The 15,023-nt window shown below is 72.2% G+C and carries 14 protein-coding genes; 6 read left to right on the top strand and 8 right to left on the bottom strand.

The window, feature by feature from the left end; translation table 11 throughout:
* Window positions 1-213: 213 nt before the first annotated feature.
* On the bottom strand, window positions 214-1,095 hold the full coding sequence (locus NYF13_RS20000) for an NAD(P)-dependent oxidoreductase (protein WP_315658761.1): 882 nt from the start codon (window positions 1,093-1,095) through the stop codon (window positions 214-216).
* Window positions 1,096-1,129: 34 nt separating this feature from the next.
* Complete coding sequence (locus NYF13_RS19995; RefSeq protein ID WP_315658759.1) at window positions 1,130-1,675, bottom strand: NADPH-dependent FMN reductase; 546 nt, start codon at window positions 1,673-1,675, stop codon at window positions 1,130-1,132.
* Between the two features lie 129 nt (window positions 1,676-1,804).
* Here NYF13_RS19995 and NYF13_RS19990 point away from each other — a divergent pair, with 129 nt between their 5' ends.
* The gene (locus NYF13_RS19990; protein ID WP_315658757.1) at window positions 1,805-2,269 is read left to right on the top strand and encodes a MarR family transcriptional regulator; all 465 of its coding nucleotides are present in this window, start codon (window positions 1,805-1,807) and stop codon (window positions 2,267-2,269) included.
* Window positions 2,270-2,698: 429 nt separating this feature from the next.
* On the opposite strand, the gene NYF13_RS19985 is transcribed toward NYF13_RS19990, so the two are convergent.
* Window positions 2,699-3,079: an Lsr2 family protein gene (locus tag NYF13_RS19985; protein WP_315658756.1), complete on the bottom strand. Its 381-nt coding sequence runs from the start codon at window positions 3,077-3,079 to the stop codon at window positions 2,699-2,701.
* 539 nt (window positions 3,080-3,618) lie between these two features.
* Here NYF13_RS19985 and NYF13_RS19980 point away from each other — a divergent pair.
* Window positions 3,619-4,302 (top strand): papain-like cysteine protease family protein, encoded by a 684-nt coding sequence (locus NYF13_RS19980; protein WP_315658755.1) that lies wholly within the window; start codon window positions 3,619-3,621, stop codon window positions 4,300-4,302.
* A 9-nt stretch (window positions 4,303-4,311) separates the two neighbouring features.
* Window positions 4,312-5,187, top strand: a complete 876-nt coding sequence (locus NYF13_RS19975) for a hypothetical protein (RefSeq protein WP_315658753.1) — start codon at window positions 4,312-4,314, stop codon at window positions 5,185-5,187.
* Here NYF13_RS19975 and NYF13_RS19970 read toward each other — a convergent pair.
* Window positions 5,133-6,095: an XRE family transcriptional regulator gene (locus NYF13_RS19970; RefSeq protein WP_315658752.1), complete on the bottom strand. Its 963-nt coding sequence runs from the start codon at window positions 6,093-6,095 to the stop codon at window positions 5,133-5,135. The two genes, NYF13_RS19975 and NYF13_RS19970, sit on opposite strands and share 55 nt — an antisense overlap.
* 299 nt (window positions 6,096-6,394) lie before the next feature.
* On the opposite strand from NYF13_RS19970, the gene NYF13_RS19965 reads away from it, so the two are divergent.
* Window positions 6,395-6,778, top strand: a complete 384-nt coding sequence (locus NYF13_RS19965; protein WP_315658751.1) for a VOC family protein — start codon at window positions 6,395-6,397, stop codon at window positions 6,776-6,778.
* A 20-nt stretch (window positions 6,779-6,798) separates the two neighbouring features.
* Here NYF13_RS19965 and NYF13_RS19960 read toward each other — a convergent pair whose 3' ends face one another.
* The 3 genes from NYF13_RS19960 to NYF13_RS19945 all read right to left on the bottom strand — a co-directional run bounded on the left by NYF13_RS19960 (window position 6,799) and on the right by NYF13_RS19945 (window position 12,940).
* Window positions 6,799-9,594 carry a glycosyl hydrolase 2 galactose-binding domain-containing protein gene (locus tag NYF13_RS19960; protein WP_315658750.1) on the bottom strand — a complete coding sequence of 932 codons (2,796 nt, stop codon included), beginning with the start codon at window positions 9,592-9,594 and terminating at the stop codon, window positions 6,799-6,801.
* Window positions 9,595-9,776: 182 nt separating this feature from the next.
* Window positions 9,777-10,916 (bottom strand): hypothetical protein, encoded by a 1,140-nt coding sequence (locus tag NYF13_RS19955; RefSeq protein WP_315658749.1) that lies wholly within the window; start codon window positions 10,914-10,916, stop codon window positions 9,777-9,779.
* Between the two features lie 737 nt (window positions 10,917-11,653).
* Window positions 11,654-12,940 (bottom strand): lipase family protein, encoded by a 1,287-nt coding sequence (locus tag NYF13_RS19945; protein WP_315658748.1) that lies wholly within the window; start codon window positions 12,938-12,940, stop codon window positions 11,654-11,656.
* 248 nt (window positions 12,941-13,188) lie between these two features.
* On the opposite strand from NYF13_RS19945, the gene NYF13_RS19940 reads away from it, so the two are divergent.
* Window positions 13,189-13,515 (top strand): hypothetical protein, encoded by a 327-nt coding sequence (locus tag NYF13_RS19940; protein WP_315658747.1) that lies wholly within the window; start codon window positions 13,189-13,191, stop codon window positions 13,513-13,515.
* A gap of 134 nt (window positions 13,516-13,649) precedes the next feature.
* Here the strand turns inward: NYF13_RS19940 and NYF13_RS19935 are convergent, their stop codons facing one another.
* A complete protein-coding gene (locus NYF13_RS19935) occupies window positions 13,650-14,378 on the bottom strand; it encodes an SDR family oxidoreductase (RefSeq protein ID WP_315658746.1) in 729 nt (242 codons plus the stop codon).
* An 80-nt stretch (window positions 14,379-14,458) separates the two neighbouring features.
* On the opposite strand from NYF13_RS19935, the gene NYF13_RS19930 reads away from it, so the two are divergent.
* Entirely contained in the window at window positions 14,459-15,019 is a 561-nt protein-coding gene (locus tag NYF13_RS19930; protein ID WP_315658745.1) for a TetR/AcrR family transcriptional regulator, read from the top strand.
* The last annotated feature ends 4 nt before the right edge of the window (window positions 15,020-15,023 follow it).

The raw sequence follows: 15,023 nt of genomic DNA, 5'->3' as shown, positions 1-15,023 counted from the left end.
GGGCCGGCGGGAGGCCGGAGCGGGCGAGCCGGGGTCAGGACGCTGAGGCGGTGATCGCGGGCCGCCGTACTTCCGCGCGGAAGTACGGGCGCTCGTCGGACACGCCTCCCGGACCGTTCCCCGCCGCCGCCTCGCTGATCGGGAGGAGGTCCCTGGCGGACCGCAGCCCGGTCCGGTGTTCCCCGCCGTCCGTCGCCGCGGTCCGGTGCGCTCTCAGGGGAGCCCGCCGCCGGACCGGCGCCGGGTGACCTCGGCGATGCCGGCCCAGTCGAGGTCGGCGCCGATCTGCTCGACCGCGGTGGTGAACACGTCGTGCAGGGCCGCTCCGGTGGCCAGGTCCACGCCGAGCCCGCCGGCGACGTCCAGCGCCAGATTCAGGTCCTTCAACCCCAGCTTGGTGGTGAATCCCGGCGGGGTGAACGTGGCGGTGGCGATGGCTTCGCCGTAGCCCCGGTAGACCGGGCCGGGGAAGACCGAATCGGTGATCATCTCGACGAACCGCCCGGCGTCCAGCCCGGCGTGCTCCAGCAGGGTGATCGACTCGGACAGGGCCTGCAGCGCGTGGATGATCAGGTAGTTGACCGAGATCTTGGCGGTCGGCGCGGCGTCCGCGGAGTCGCCGAAGTCCCACACCCGCCGGCCGAGCGCGGCGAGCATCGGTGCCGCCGCGGCGCGGAGGTCCGGACGGCCGGAGACCAGCACGGCCAGCTTCCCGGCCACCACGGCTTCCGGGCGGCCGACCACCGGGGCGCTGAGGTAACCCGCCCCGCTCGCGGCGAATTCGCGGGCCGCCCCGGGGCTGACCGTCGCGTGGTTGACGTGGACGAAGCCCTCCGGCGCGGCTCGGAGCCGCTCGGTGGTGAAGACCTGCCGCACCGCCTCTTCGGTGCTCAGCATGGAGAAGACGGCTCCGGTGGCGATCGCGTCTTCGGGACCGTCGCCCAGGGTCGCGCCCCGGGCCACCAGTTCGTCGGCTCGGCCCGCGCTGCGGCTCCACACGGTGAGGTCGTACCCGGCGTCGAGCAGCCGCCCGGCGAGCGCGCTGCCCATCCTCCCGAGCCCGATGAAGCCCACCCGGCGTGCGGTTCCCGGCATGGTCGTTCCTCCCTTTTCTGGTGGCGGGGTGCGGTCATTCACGGCCGGAAAGCGCTTCGGCCAGCTCTTCGCCGATCTTGCGCAACCGGGCGCGATACGGGCGCAGCGTGCGGTCGAGGTCGCGCAGTTGCCCGTCCGGGCCGAGGTCCTGGTCGGTGACGACGGCCTCGATGTGGGTGTCGAGCACGCGCATGTGCAGCCCGTGCAGCACGCTGATGAACTGCTCGGCCGCCTTGCCGCCGCCGCGGGTTCCGTAGGTGAGCAGGCTCGCGGGGCGGTCGTGCCATTCCCGGTAGAGGTAGTCCAGCGCGTTCTTGAGCACTCCCGGATAACCCCAGTTGTACTGCGGGAACACGAACAGGAATCCGTGGTAGCCCTGCACGAGCTCGCTCCAGGCCCGCGTGTGCTCGTGCTCGTACTGCTGCGCCGCGGCCTTGACGGGTTCGTCGAGGAACGGCAGCGCGATTTCGGCCAGGTCGACCAGTTCGCAACCGAGGTCGCTGTCCTGGTGCAGGCGGTCGCGCACCCAGGTGGCGATACCACCGCAGATCCGGGTGGGGCGGGTGCTGCCGATGACCACGGCGACGCGCCTTCCGCCGGTTTTGGCGCGGGGGAGACCATGCGCACCTCTTGGTTGGTTGCACATACTGTTGGTGTCACGAACCAAGATAGTTGGTGTCACGAACTCGGTCAAGCTAGCCTGGCCGTTGTGACCGCTTCCGCACCCGAAGGCGCCCCGGCGCCGGAGCTCAGCCTGACCGACGGGCTCATCCAGCTCTCGTTCCTCGTGCAGGCGGTCCTGGGCCGCCTCGCCGGGGAACAGGGACTTTCCATCACCCAGGTGCGGATGCTCGCCGTGCTCGAAGACCGCGAAATCGGCATGCGCCGGCTGGCCGGCATCCTGGAACTGGAGAAGTCCAGCGTCACCGGCCTGGTCGACCGCGCCGAGCGGCGGGGGCTGGTGCGCCGGAACGCGGTCCCCGGCAACCGGCGCGCCGTTCACGTCACCGTCACCGAGGCCGGCCGCGCGGTCGTGCACCTGGTGCACGAGGCGGTCCGGACCGAGCTCGGCGAATTGGCGGGCGCGCTGGACGAGGGCGGGCAGAATTCCTTTCGCCGCTCGACCGGGGCGTTGATCCGGCACTACGTCACCCGGCACGCCATTCCCCTGTGAGCCCGGTCCGGGCGGGGTCCCCGATCGAAACGGGCGGAACCCGGCCGGAGATCCCGGGAATCGCGGTGAGGGGTGACTTCGCGGTGCCGGGGGGGAAGCCGGGCGGCCGCGGGCGGTGGGCCGGATTCGTCCTCGCGGTCGAGCCGGGTGGGGAACGGCGCATCGCCGGCGCCGAATGCCCGGATGCGGCCGCCCTTGCGGGCCGCGGCGAACGTGATCGGGGTTTCCCCCGGGGGGTGGACGGAACTGTTCGAGATCCTGGGCGATTCCGTGACCGCCACGGTCGGCACCGTCAGCCGGAACCGTCCGGTTTCGGTCTCCTGAACGGCGCAATCCGCCCGCCCGCGAGCCAGCTTTTCAGCCGCCGCGGCGCCGGAGCCGGATAACGCCTCGGGCGCGCGGCGGGCGGTGGCCTCGGTTCCCGGGCGGTTACGCCTTCTTCGGAGTGCGCTTGCGCGGTGCCTTGGCCGGAGCCTGGTCGCGCTCGTCGAAGGCGGCGATGACGTTCGCCGGGATACGGCCGCGCTCGGAAACGTCCCAGCCGTTGGCCAGGGCCCAGGCGCGGATTTCCCGCGAACGCTCCCGGTCGGCGGAAGTGGTGGTCGTGGCCCCCGTGATCGAGCGCAGCTTGCGGCCGCCGGTGCGACGCGACGCGGCGATGTACCGCGCGAACTCCTCGCGCAAGGTGGTCGCGTTGTCATCGGACAAGTCGATTTCGTACTGGATGCCGTCGATGCCGAACGGGACCGTCTGGCTGGCCTCGCCACCGTCGATGTCATCGACCATCTGGACCAGAACTTTTTGCGCCATGGGGCCGATTCCTCCTGGGAAAGCCGGATCTGCGCGGAGCCACGCAGATTCACATCCACAGCATACTGTAATCCACAGTGGATCGGACAGTCCGACCGGCCGGGTAAAACCGCGCGAGTCGTCCCCGGACCCGGTCAAAGAATGTCTCCCGGGCCGGTGGAGCGCGCTTAACGGGCGAATATCGATCGGCCCTTCCGGCGCCGCCGGAGTTTCCCGGCCCGGAAATGTTCGCGTGGTTCCGGCCCGGGGCCGGCCCGATCGGCCCGACCCTGCCGGTGCCCGGGAAAGCGGGCGGGATTCATCCGGTGTGAACGCGGAGTGAATATTGCGAACCCCGCGTGACCGCGCGGGCGCCGGACCCGGTCGTGGCAGTCCGTCCCCGGCCTTCGGGCCCTGTGAACGCTCACACCGCCGCCCCCGGCCCCGGTCCGGCCATTGCCCGGCCGGGCCCGGGCCGCCCAGAGTGGTTCCCGGCCGGGTGGCCCATCCCGGTTCCCGGCCCGAACTCCCTGTCCCCCATCCCTTCCGGAGGAGATCCGATGGACAACCGATCCACTCGACGGGCGGCCCGGGCCGTCGTGGCGACCGGGGCGACCGCCCTCGCCCTGGCCCTGCTGCCCGCTTCCGCGTTCGCGCAGTCCGGCGGTGACCAGGGCCGGCCCCACGGGCTGGAGCAGACCGCCGTCCACACGCAGGTGCAGGAGGTGACCCCGGCCGGCGCCGCCCGCGCCGCCCACGCGCTCCCGGCGTCGAAGCGGCTGAACTACACCCAGCAGGTGCAGCAGAACAACGAGTGGTGCTGGGCCGCGGACGGCTCCAGCATCGAGAAGTCGGAGGGTGGCAGCGCTTCGCAGGAGCAGTTCTGCGCCGCGGGCAAGGGCGCCCAGGTCGGCAACTGCCCGAACGACGCGGCCGAGATCCCGGAGATCGTGCAGGGCTTCCGGGGCACCGGGTTCTCCGCGCAGGACGCGGGCGGGACGATCAGCTACAGCTCGATCCAGAAGCAGGTCGACGCCGGCATCCTCAACCTGACCGGCATCTACTGGACCTCCGGCGGCGGGCACGCCGAGGTGATCTACGGCTACGACAGCTCGAACCAGACGATCATGCTCGGCGACCCGTGGCCGTCCTACCAGCGGTACCAGACCTGGGACTACAACCAGTACCGCAGCAACAGCCAGTTCCGCTGGAACGACACCATCGTCAACATCCGGAAGGGCTGACCCGGGGCCATGACCGAGATCTGCCGGAAGTTCGTCCTGGGTTTCGCGGTCGCGGTGGCGGCGCTGGTCCCGGCCGCGGTCACGGCTTCGGCTTCGGCCGCCGGACGGCTCACGCCGCCCTCGGCCGGGGACCTGGCCGCCGCGGTGAAAGCCGCCGGCCAGCCGCACGCGATCAGTTTCGCGAGATCGAACTTCCGGCAGGTCGGCGGTGCCGAACCCGGGAAGATCACGCTCGACGACCGGGGGATCCCGGTCTACACCCTGAACCCGGCCTTCGTCGCGGGCGAGGCCGGCGCCCCGGCCGGGGTGCTGCGGTCCATCGCCGTGACGGCCACCGCGGACTCCGGCGCGAAGGCCACGCTGCGGGCGAGCCCGGACAGCTCGGCGCCGGGCGGCTGGGTCGTCGGGAACGTGTTGTCCGGCAACGACGAACAGGTCCTGAGCGCCCGGCTCCGGCCCGGTTCGGTGCTGCTCAACGAGCCCCAGATCAACGGCTGGTACGACCTGGGCGCGGACGGGGTCGTGCTGCTGCAGGCCAGCCTGCCGCAGTCGCCGCTGGGGCAGGTGGTCCCGCTGCCGGACTACCAGCGCGCGGTGCACGCCCGGTACGCGGACAAGCTGCCGGGTTCGGACTACCAGCACCGGGGCGGGGTCGGCTTCGCCCAGACGGGTTCCGGGGCGCCGGACGCCGGACAGCCGGGGTGGCTGCCGGCCGGGCTGGCCGGGCTGGGCGTGGCCGCGCTCGTGGTGGCGGCGGTGGTGCTGAGGCGGCGGCGGGCGCGCCACCAGGGGCTCGGGAGCGTCCCCGCGGGCCGGGACCGCCCCGGCGCTCAATCCCAGATGAGGTCGACTCCGGCGATGCCGACGCCGAGATCTTCGAAGTAGGCGCTCGCGGTGGCGCCCGGACCGCAGAACAGCGGCTCGCTGAGCAGTGGTTCGAGGTCTTCGCGAGGACGGATGGTCTTCAGGCAGCGGGCGGGCAGCCGGGCCGCGTCGAAGCGCAGCCGCAGCAGGTAGGCCGACATGGGGGCGCGCACGACCCGCTGGAACCCGGTCGCCCGGATGGCGGCGTCGAGCCGCAGGGTGAAGGCGAACGTGTGGGTCTCGCCCGCGGCCAGCCCGCGGTCGAAGAGCAGCTCGAACACCATCCCGGCCGACGGCGCGTTCCGGCGCAGCCGCCCCATCCGGCACCCGTCGACCGTGACCACCGTGGTCGCCGTGACGTCGCTGCCGGGCTCGTCCTGGTGGGTGACCAGGAAGCTGTCCGCGCCGGAGCGCCGCGCCCGGACCACCATGGTGGAGGTGATCTCGCCGGTCCGCCCGTCCGCGTCGAGGCTCAGCACGTCGACGACGGTGACGACGTCGAGGTCCGCGTTCTCCTCGGCCCGGGGGAGCCCGCTGAGCTCTTCGAGCAGGGCGCAGGTCTCGGTCCAGCTCTGCTGCAGTTCCGGCAGCGACGGCCGCCGATCGCCGTCCCCCGGCGCCCGGTGCGGGCCGATCAGCACGACCAGGCTGTCCGAAGGCAGCCCCAGCACCGCTTCCAGCGCCCGCACCACCCCCAGCGACCGGGCCGCGGAGGGGTGGCGGAGCCCGCGCTGCCAGTAGCTCAAAGTCGACTCGGCCACCGACACCCCGCGCGTGGCGAGATGGGCGCGGAGCCGGGACAGGGAAAGCCCACGGTGGTCCACGGCCTCCGACAACGCCCGGTGGAAGGGCCCGAACCGCACCGCGGGCGGTAGCGCCCCCGGCGGACGCCGGGCGGCGCCCTCGGTGGCGCAGTGCTGCTGGTGCATGTGGTTTCCCTTACTCCTGCCTCCAGGCGAGCCGGAGAACAGCATGAGCAGTTCACCGGGGCGCGGCAACCGCCCATGGTTGAGAAAAGGATGTTTCGGGCAAGTTTGGGCGAATGTCCCGGCCGCGCCGCCGATTTCCCGCCGGCCCGGGGCCGGAGTCCTCAGTGGACAGAAGCCGGGTCGCCCGGCCGGGGAAAGTCCCTTCGAATACCGGGCGGATCCTGTCCGCTATCGCTCTTAAGGTCGCCGGTGACCCCGGAGGACGGGCCCGCCGGCCTCCGACACCGAAAGGATCCACCGTGCAGTTCGCTTCCGCCCGGGTGATCAGCAGTGACGTCGCCCGCCTCGCCGGGTTCTACGCGCAGGTGACCGGCCTCGAAGGGCTGGGTCCGGCCGGCGTGTTCGCCGAGTTCGCCGGTCCGTCGGGCAAGCTGGCCATCGGCGCCACCGGGACCCTGCCGGTCGACCGGGCGGACGGCACCGTGGTCCTGGAGTTCCTGGTCGAGGACGTCGACCGCGAGTACCGGCGCCTGACCGGGCTGGCGGACGCCCCCGAGATCGTCCAGGAACCGGCCACCATGCCGTGGGGCAACCGCTCCCTGCTGTTCCGCGACCCCGACGGCCACGTGGTCAACTTCTTCGCCCCCGTCACCGAAGACGCCCGCGCGCGGCTCGGCCGCTAGCCCCCGGGCCGGACGACTTCCTAGCCGCCGAACGTCTTCGTCGGTGGCTGGGTGGACAGGGCGTCCTGGTTGAAGGTGACGGCTACGCCGCGGCCTCGCAGGCGCGAGGCGCGCTGGTCGATCTTCCAGCCGTCGACCCGGACGCCGAGCTCGCGCGGGAGCCCGGCCAGCGCGAGCCGGGCCGTGCCCGACTCGCCGGGGGCCAGGTTGAAGTAGTTGTCGCTGAACGTCGCGGGCAGGACGCGTTCGCCGGTGCGGGTGTGGTAGAGCTGCAGGTGCAGCATCAGGGCCAGGGCGCAGCCGGTGTTCTCCACCTCCACCACCAGATCGCGGCCGTTCGGCGCGTTCGCGGTGACCGACACCGCGGCCGGGGCCAGCTCGTCCAGGCCGGTGAACCCGTTCGGCCGCTCCGGGTGCTCGAGCCAGTAGAAGTTGCGGACCAGCTCCGCGCCGCGGCGGTCCCGCAGCGAAAGGCGGGCGAAGGCGACCTCGCCGGGCGTGGTCTTCAGCGATGCGGCGATGTTCCCGGCCACGGTGTGGCCGGCCGCTCCGGCCCGGCCGACCGGCAGCGTGGTGCCGGCGAACGCCTTCCCGTCGAGGCCGTAGAGGGTGACGGCGACCGTGCCCGACACCGCCGCCCGGGTGTGGTTGGCCACCACGACGTCGAAGGTCCGGCTGTCGAGGATCACGTTCACCCGCCGGCACGCGTGCTGCACGGCGTAGAACGAAGAATGCGCCTCGAGGTCGTGGCTGTACATCTGCCAGACGAAGCTGGGCTGCGCGGGATTGGTCATCCACATGATCACGCCGGTGCGCGGATACGGCCGGCCCGGCGCGGCGCCGGTCATGCTCGCGGCGTGCGATTCGAAGATCGCCTTGATGCACTCGTAGTTCATCAGCTGGGATTTGCGGACGAAGTCCGGCAGGTTCCGCACCTCGCCGTACCGCTGGGCGGTCAGCGCGAGGTACCCCGCGCCACCGCCGTTGCCGCCGTTGCCGTTGACGTCGCGGTCGGCCCAGAAGTCGTCCGGGTGCTCCCACGACGCCTCGGGCAGCATCTTCCGGACGAACTCCAGCGTCGGGATCGAGTAGGAGCCGACCTCGTTGTGGAACGGCGGCCAGTGCGTGCCGTCGTTGGTGCCGAAGTGGGTGGCCGGGGTGACCCAGTGGTACGGACCACCCGAGGTGTAGCCGTCGACCGGGTTCGCGCCGGTGTCGCCGGCCGAACTGGTCAGCACGAGGCGCCGGGGGTCGAGCTCGGCGCCCAGCGCGTCGAGCCCGTCGATCAGCGGCTGTGGCGGCGGGCCCTCGTTGCCGCCGCACCAGAGCAGGATCGACGGGTGGTTGCGGAACCGCACGATGCACTCGCGGATGTTCGCCAGGTCGCGTCCGGTGTCGGCCGGGCCGGGGCCCTCGGTCGAGGAGAAGAAGTCCTGCCAGACCAGGATGCCGTATTCGTCGCAGGCCGCGAAGAAGTCCTCGCTGCTGCTCTGGCCGTTCCAGTTCCGGATCAGGTTGAGGTTGGCGTCGCGGTGCAGCCGGACCTGCTCGCGCAGCCGCTCGGCCGGACAGCGCTTGAGCGCCTCGTCGAGCCCCCAGTTGCCGCCCATGACCAGGATCGGCTGGTTGTTCACGGTGATCGCCAGCGCGTCCACGGTCGTCCCGTCCGGGGACGGCAGGGGCCGCGAGTACTCGATCCGCCGGACGCCGAAGTCCACCACCCGCTCGTCGCAGACCGCGCCGCCGGACTCGACGGCGACCGTGAGCCGGTAGCGGTGGGGGTCGCCGTACCCGTTGGGCCACCACAGTTTCGGGCGGTCCAGCCGCAGCGCGGGAAGGTCGTCGGAGGTGAGCTCGACCGTGGACGCGCCCGCCGGCACGGTCACGCTCCGCCGGAACCGGCGCCCGTCGACCGAACCGGAGACCACCACGGGCCGGGCCGCGGGGAACGCGCTGTCGAGGGTGAGGCCGAGGGTGACCTCGGCCGTGCGCAGGTCGGGCGAGAGCTCGGGGTCGACGTGCACGTCCGACAGCCGGACCGGGCCGGTGGTGGACCAGGTGACCGGCTGCCAGATGCCCAGGTCGCGGTCCGGGATGGTGGGCAGCCAGTCCCAGCCGGCCGTGCAGAAGAAGGTCGGCCCGTTCTCCAGGGTGATCCCGGTCGGGCCGCCGTTGCGGCCGCCGCGCGTGACCCCGCTGGCGTAGCTCGGCTTCAACGGGCCTTCGGCGTAGTCGAGCCGGCCGACCAGCACCGCCAGATGGGCCACGCCGTCCGCGCGGGCGACGATGCCGGTGACGTCGAAGACGCCACGGGAGAACGCACCTTCGATGGTGCCGACCTCGGTGCCGTCGAGCCAGACGGTGGCGAGGTAGTTGACCCCGCCGAACTCCAGCCAGAACCGCTGGCCCGGGAGCAGCCGCGGGACCGGGAACGCGACCCGGTACCAGTAGCCGGTGTCCTTCAGGGTGTCCGGCACGGTGTCGGTGACGATGTGGCGGTACAGCGGGTCCGGGTACTCGCCGGCCGCGATCATGCTCGTGAGCGGGGTGCCCGGCACGACGGCGGGCTTCAGCCCGGCGATGTTCTGCGCGCCGGACAGCCGTCGGCCGGACAGCGCGGCGCCGTCGGCCGCCCGGTAGGTCCAGCCGCGGGTGAGCTCGCCGCCCCCGCCGTGCAGCGCCGGGGCGCCCGCGGCCTCGGCGGCCCGGCCCGGGTCCGCGGCGGCGGTGCCGGACAGCCCGAGCGCGCCGATCGCGCCGCTTCCGGCGATCGCGATGCCACCGGACAGGAAACGCCTGCGGTTCAGCTGGGTCACGTCGCTCCCGTTGACATCGTTGTCAGCCTGCTTGCGGATTCCATGATTCGCAGCGCCCGATCGGTTTGTCAAGCACTCTGTCTACTGTGGACAAGCACCGCGGCGGGCCGCCTCCCGAGGGGGAGACGGCCCGCCGGTGCAGTGGAACCGGTGTAATGGATCCGGTGCAGGGGAGCCGGGGCTCAGCCGTGCGCCGCGGCCACCGCGGCCGGGCTGGTGGCCGGCGGCACCAGCTTCGGGTACTCCTTCTGGAAGTGGGCGATCATCGTGGCCGAGGGGATGATCCGGTTCGGGTTGCCCTGGCTCGTCGCCTGCTTCTCGCCCCACGCGCCCGCGGCCTTGCGCTGGTCGGGGGTGCCGTGGCTGTGGTAGCAGTCGCCGATGGAGGCGTCGAGGTAGGTGACCTCCTGCTGTGCGCGGGCGTCCCACGCGTCACCCTTGGCGTGGGCGATGAAGTAGCCGCCGTAGGCGTCCGGGCCCATTTCGCCGGATTCGTTGCCCGGGTAGTTGTCGTGCGCGAAGTCGAGTTGGTGGCCGTATTCGTGACCGATCACGGCTTCCACCGAAACGCTGTCGAAGCCGAGCTGACCGACGACGTCGAGCAGACCGTCGCCGAGCATCACGCGCTTGCCGCCGAGGCTGCCGGCCGGGGCGGAGTAGGCGTTCAGCGTGATCAGCGGGTTGCGGCCGCCCTGCATGGCCGGTACCTCGGAGAGCACCTTGGTGGCGAGCGCGGCGGCGGCGGCCACCCTGGCCGGCGCGAGGCCGAGGGCGAAGGTCTGCGTCATCTTGGCCTGGCTGCCCAGGTCGGTGCCCTTCCAGGCGACGAGCTGGACGTTCCAGCTTTCGATGTCCCAGAAGCCGCGCAGCTTGGCGATGGTCGAGGCGGCGCGCGGGCTGTACTGGCCGTCGGTGCCGAAGACCTGCGGGTCCTGGTCGGAGGCGACACCCTGGATGTAGAGCTGGCTGAGCCCGGAAAGCGCGCTCAGGGCGTCGTTCTCGAGCGGGGTGAGCTTCGATGCGAGCTTGTCCGCGTAGGTCAGCAGCGAACCGTCGGTGCAGCCCGGGATCGGGCCCGCGGCGGTCTGGCTCTGGTGGCCGGTCTGCGGGACCGGCGACGCGATGAGCGGGTCGACCCCGCGCAGCGCGCCCTCGGGCAGGCCCTGGTACAGATCGCCGACGTACTGGTTGAGCTGCGCGACGTCCTGCTCGACGGTCGAGGCCGTGGCCGCCGAGGCCGGGACGGCCAGCGCGGCCGCGAGCGCCGCCACCGTACCCGCCGCGGCGAGCGTCCGGCCGAGCAATCTGGTCCGGTTGTGCAAGGTGGTTCCCCTCTTCCTGCCGGTTCAAGATCACGAAAGCACCGCCACCGTAAGGCGGCCGGCGGTCCGGAAACCGGCCCCAGGACAAGAACCCCGGGATGGCTCACGCCTTTCGGAGGGTTTTCGCCATGCGGGGATCGGCCGAAAGTACTAGGGCCGGTCTCGAAGCCGGAGGAGCAACGTGGCCCAATTGACCATGCGTTGGCCGGAAAGCAACGGTCTGGCCGAAGCGGGTGGGCGCCCACCCGCCCGGCCACGGCGCAGCCGGTTGGGCTGCTGATTGCGGTGCTCGGAAATAGTTGCCGGGATGGGGCGTCGGCACAGGTAGTTGCGAATGGCCCGGCTGGAGTAGCCCTTGTCCGCCGGCACCCTGCTCGGCCGGGTCGAGCGCTGGCGGCGTGCTGATCGGCGCGGACGATGCTGGAGCCGACCGAGACTTCGCGGTCGAGTTCATCGATCGTCTCGGAAATCACCTGCGCCTGCGTCACCCGGAGTGGCAGGTTGGCCGAGCGTGACCAGCGCCAGAACCGGTTGCAGACGGTCTTCCCGGGCCCCGTGGACGCCCCTTTGCGCCCGACGTCGGCAGCGATGGCCGGATGATCGGCCACTGCTCATCGGTCGTCTCATGCCCACGCACCACAACCCAGGAGCACCGCACCCGCTTCGAGGACAGGACCTAGGGGCACCGGATCGGGCTCGGCGGACGACCGGCGGCGGGCGCCGGTCGTCCGGCGAGTTCAGCGGGGGATCTGCGCGCAGGTGTCCGGCGCGGTCCGGGCGGCGAACCGGCTGTCCAGCCAGGACAGGGCGAGCGGGAACCAGGCGGCGGCCGTGCCCACGTGCGACAGCAGGTCGTACTGGTCGTACCGCACCGGGGTGCCCTCGGCGCAGAACTGCCGGGCCAGCGCCCGCACGTCGGCGGTGACCATGACCCCGTCGCCCGCGCCGATGCCGGGCCGGGTGCCGGGGGTGCCTTCGAGCAGGCCGTTGGCGCCCTGGCCGATCAGCATCGGCACGGTGGGGGAGGGGGCGCCCAGCATGGTGATCTTCTTGACCGTGTCCACGAAGACCGGGATGGTGTCCGGGCTGGACGCGTACTGCGGCTTGACCAGCTCCTGCCAGGTCAGCCCGGAGGTCTGGGGCAGGGCTTCGATGATCGAGGCGTTCTGGAGCCGGTGGTGGAGGGCCAGGCCCTGGTCGCTGAGGTACGGCGCGAGGTCGATGCCGTAGGCGCGGGAAGCGCCGATCAGGGCCATGGCGATCACCCCGCCCCAGACCGGGGTCCCGTCGACGTAGTCGAGGTTCTTGCGCGGGTTGGCCAGCACTCCGCCCTCGGCCGCGCCGACCAGGTTGCGGTTGACGTCGGGGGCGTAGGACGGGGCGAGCTGGGCGGCCCAGCCGGTGGCGATGGCGCCGCCGGAGTAGCCGACCGCGCCGACCTTGGCCGAGGGGGTGAGCCCGGTGTCCGGCGAGGTGCTCGCGGCCCGGATCGAGTCCAGGGTGTTCATCCCGTACTCGGGCCCGGCGGCGAAGTCCGCGGACTGGCCTTCGGTGTCGGGGAACAGCACGGTGTAGCCCTGCGACAGCCACGGCACCAGGAAGACGCTCTCGAAGTTGGCGATCAGCCCGGGGATCCGGAAATCGCCGGCGATGGCGCGCGATGGGCCGTCGGCCGGGTTCAGCGAATCGTAGAACGATTGGTAGCTCACGGCTTTCGGCGTGGCCGGGGCCACGGGCGGCTTCACCACGGAGGTGACGTTCGCGGTCGGCTGCCCGAGCGATCCGGTGGACCGGTAGAGCAACTGCACCGCCTGCAGCGGCAGCGGGAGCCCGAGCACGTGGTACGGGACGGTGCGGGTCTTGAGCACCGTGCCGGGGACGAACGAGGACAGCGGCGCGCTGCCGGAGTAGCGGTAGAACGAATCGGTGGCCACCGGCGCCGCGTTCGCCGCCGGGCCGACGGCCAGCGAGGCCAGCAGCAGCGTGATCACGGCAGCGACGGCGCTGCGCGAGTTGACCTTCATGACGGGGTGCCCTCTCGGTTTCGGCAGGCGAAAACGGCACGGGGCAACGGTCGCCCGGCCGGGCGTGCGGCGGATGGGACGGCGAAAGCCGTGGCTGCGCCCGGCTTCGAGGGGCGCGGTGGGCGGAGGTGGTGCCGGTTACGACATCGGGTGCCCCCTGGGAGAGACGACTTCGTCACCTACTGGCGAGTAGCATGCCCGGGGGGCGAACATATTTCAAGGGCCGGTCGGCCGCTAGGGTGAGCGGCATGGACGCGCCCGACCCGGCTGGGCCCGGCCGCCGGGTGCTCGGCCGGCTCACGCTCCGGCTGCAAGACGGCGGCGGGCCGCTTCACGGTGTACAGGTGCGCGCGCGGGTCCGCGAAGACGGCCAGGTCTGGCTGAGCTGGCTCGGCGGCCCGAGCGCCGACGCGGTCGCGACCGAGCTGCTTTCGTTCCAGGACAAGGATTTCCCGGTCGAGCCGGTACCCAGCGCGCACCGGCGGCAGGCACGGCTGCGGGTCGCCGGGGTCCTGGTCGTACTGGACGCCCCGGACCGCGCCCGGCCGGGAACCGGTGATCGCGGGCGCGCTTGATTCCGTTGCCGGCTCAGGAAAGGTGCTGTTTCGGCCTCGAGGTCCGGCGTCCGGCGGGCGCACCTTCGGCCGGACCGGCGTGGAGGCCGCCTCGCGCCGGCGGGCGGCGATTTTCCCGGCGCCGGTGACCGGACTCAGCCCTGGCGGGCCGGGCGGAGGGTGATGTCGCCGATTTCGACGTCCTCGGGCTGTTCGACGGCGAAGGCGATGGCGCGCGCCACGGCGTCGGGGCCGATGCCGAGTGCCGCCATCGTTTCCTGGACCTGCGCCCGCTGGCCGGGCTCGGTGATGTGGTCGGCGAGCTCGGTGCGGACGAAGCCGGGGGAGATCGAGGTGGTGCGCAGGACGCCGTCGGTGGACTCCTGGCGCAGCGCCTCCAGCAGGGTGCGCACGGCGTTCTTGGTGCCCGCGTAGACGGCCTGGCCCGGGACGATCTTGAGCCCCGAGGTCGAGATGGTGGTGACCAGGTGCCCGTGCCCCTGCTCGCGGAAGACCGGCAGCGCGGCGGCGATGCCGTGCAGGACCCCGCGGAGGTTGACGTCGATCATCGCGTCCCAGTTGTCCAGGTCGAGATCGGCCACCGGGGCGGTCCGGGCGATCCCGGCGTTGCCCACCAGCACGTCGAGCCGGCCGAAGCGCGCCACGGCCAGCTCGACCAGCCGTTGCGGGCCGGCGCGGCGGGTGACGTCGACCTCCGTCGACTCGGCGCGGCCGCCCTCCGCGCGGATCCGCGCCACGAGCGATTCCAGCCGGTCGGCGCGGCGGGCCCCGAGCACGACGGCGGCACCGCGGCCCGCCAGTTCGAGCGCGGTGGCCGCGCCGATCCCGCTGCTGGCCCCGGTGATGGCGACGACCTTGTCCATGGCGGTCTCTCCTGTTCTAAACTGACAACTGTCCGGTTCAGCATAGCGGACAGTTGTCCATTTAGCGTGGGGGTGGGTTCGTGGCGGATCGTGGGCCGCGGTCGGACGCGGTCGCCAACCGGGATCGGATCGTCGAGGCCGCGCGGGCCGGGCTGAGCGAGTCCAACGGCGCGGTCGCCGAGCTGAAGCTGCACCGCGTGGCCAAGGCCGCGGGGGTGGGGCAGGGCACGCTCTACCGGCACTTCCCGACGCGTGAGCACCTGCTGGCGGAGGTGTACCGGTACGAGCTGACCCAGCTCGTCGAAGCCGTGCCGCCGCTGCTGGCCGGGCACCCGCCGCTGCCCGCGCTGACCGCCTGGCTGCACCGGGTGGTCGAGTACGCGCGGGTCAAGCGCGGGGTGATGGCCGCGATCGAGGCCTCGGCCTGGGCGGACCTCTACTCCGGCCAGCACCACCGGCTCGACGAGGCCCTGCAGACGCTGCTGGACCGGGGGAAGGCGGCGGGGGAGGTGCGCGACGACGTCGACGCCACCGACGTCATCCTGCTGCTGGGCGCGTTGTCGCGGATCCCGGGAGCGGAATGGGACTCCCGGGCGCGCACGGTGGTGGCGGTCATCGTGGACGGTCTGCGGACCCGGTGACCAC

The organism is Amycolatopsis sp. PS_44_ISF1 (assembly GCF_032335455.1).
Classification (GTDB): domain Bacteria; phylum Actinomycetota; class Actinomycetes; order Mycobacteriales; family Pseudonocardiaceae; genus Amycolatopsis.
This window is presented reverse-complemented; position numbering and strand designations above follow the sequence as displayed.